Origin of the sequence: Flavobacterium sp. LMO6, from assembly GCF_009495795.1 — a bacterium.
In the GTDB taxonomy this organism is placed as follows: domain Bacteria; phylum Bacteroidota; class Bacteroidia; order Flavobacteriales; family Flavobacteriaceae; genus Flavobacterium.
On sequence record NZ_WIBH01000125.1, the window covers coordinates 1 to 211 of the forward strand.

Sequence of the window (211 nt, forward strand, 5' to 3'; positions counted from 1 at the left end):
ATTACTCCTGCAACTCCTACTGTTGGTCCTGCTGGTGTAAAGGCATACGTATTAGTTGCACTGTAATTTGATATTGTAGAACTTCCTGCAGCAGAACAACTAGCGGCAACTGATGTGATAGTTGGTGTTACTGGCGTTGGTAATTGCGCTGCATTACTAAAACTTGCTGATGCTACTGAAGTACATCCACCATTGGTTGCTGTTACTGTAT

Annotated in this window: 1 protein-coding gene; it reads right to left on the reverse strand. The window is 42.7% G+C overall.

The features are described from left to right. Window positions 1-211, reverse strand: a 211-nt coding sequence (locus GFJ99_RS13610; RefSeq protein WP_162524043.1) for a hypothetical protein, incomplete at both ends; no start/stop codon positions are given.